Genomic DNA, 1,243 nt, shown 5'->3' on the forward strand with positions numbered 1-1,243 from the left:
ATCAGGCGAGAGGGTTCGGCAGGCGTGCCCAGCGGTCCCCCGGCGGGCCGCCCCGCAGCTGCATCAGCGTGTGTGCCTTGACCGGCAGTTCGGGGCCGAACAGGGCGGCGCGGTCGGCCCTGAGGCGGGCCGAGGCCGGCAGCTCGTCGAACGCGCTCCTGGCCGCCACCGCCACCGCCGCCCACAGCCGCGCCTCGGCGTCGCGATCGCCTTGGCCGAGCGCCGAGACGAGGCTGGCGAACGTGGTGCCGACGAGCGAGCCGAAGAGCTTGGCCCGCAGCAGTCCGGGGTCGTCGCTGAGGATCCGGGGGTTGAGCGGCGGAGCCCGCAGCCCGTGGCGGGCCAGCCGGGCGGGGCTGACGCGGATGTCGGCCAGATCCCGGTAGACGAGGCGCGACGGGCGGCCGTACCGGTCGAGGACGAGGAGCAGGTTCTGCCCGTGGGCCTCCAGCGCCACACCCAGGTCCAGCAGGCCGAGCACCGCCGCGAACACCTCCAGCGCGACGGCACCGACCCACCGCGCGGCAGGTGTCCCGGACAGGCCGATCACGGTGCGGACCAGCGGCGGCCCGCCGTGCCCGGGGCGTGCGGTCAAGGCCGCGAACGGGAGCACGGTCTCCCCCGCTCCCGTCGCGTACCGTGACGGCGGCTCCCGCAGCATCACCGCCACTTCCGGGCTGGGACGCCCGCCGACGCAGGCGGCGGCCCCGGCCAGGTAACGGGCGACGCGCAGCCGCCCGCCCCCCAGGCGCGCGGCGAGCCCGGTCAGCAGGTCCGACAGCGCCACGCAGTCCTCCACGGAGGCGGGCGAGATGTCCCGCACGTGGGAGGTCATCCTCGCCGACACCGCCGTCTTGATGTGCGGGCCGCCCGCTACGGGCACGACCGTGCGCAGGCAGATCAGCGGCCGTGCCGGGATCTGGCCGACATCCGCGTCAGCCCCGGGGACCGGCGGCCCGAACCCGAGCTCCGGCAGCCGGTGCCTGCGCTGCCAGGGATGCACCGGCAGCAGCACCCGGTCGCCGTCCCTCAACCGCTCCGGCCAGGGACCCACGACCAGGCATCGGGACGCGGACACGGCGACCAGGTCCAGGTGAACGACCGTGCGGTGCTCGGGCGCGTACGCGAGCTGCTCCGCCACGGAGAATCCTGGCCGGTTGCGGCAGCAGGGATGGTACGGGTGCCCGTCCACCACGCCCTGCTCGAACCACTCCAGCCCCCGCCCGCCCAGGCCCCCGTCGCC

General features: G+C 75.9%; 1 protein-coding gene. It reads right to left on the minus strand.

What is annotated here, in order from left to right; genetic code table 11:
• Position 1: 1 nt before the first annotated feature.
• A partial coding sequence (locus DQW85_RS22765) for an IucA/IucC family protein (protein WP_113702179.1) occupies positions 2–1,243 on the minus strand: 1,242 nt, incomplete at its 5' end.

The organism is Nonomuraea lactucae (genome assembly GCF_003313395.1).
Classification (GTDB): domain Bacteria; phylum Actinomycetota; class Actinomycetes; order Streptosporangiales; family Streptosporangiaceae; genus Nonomuraea; species Nonomuraea lactucae.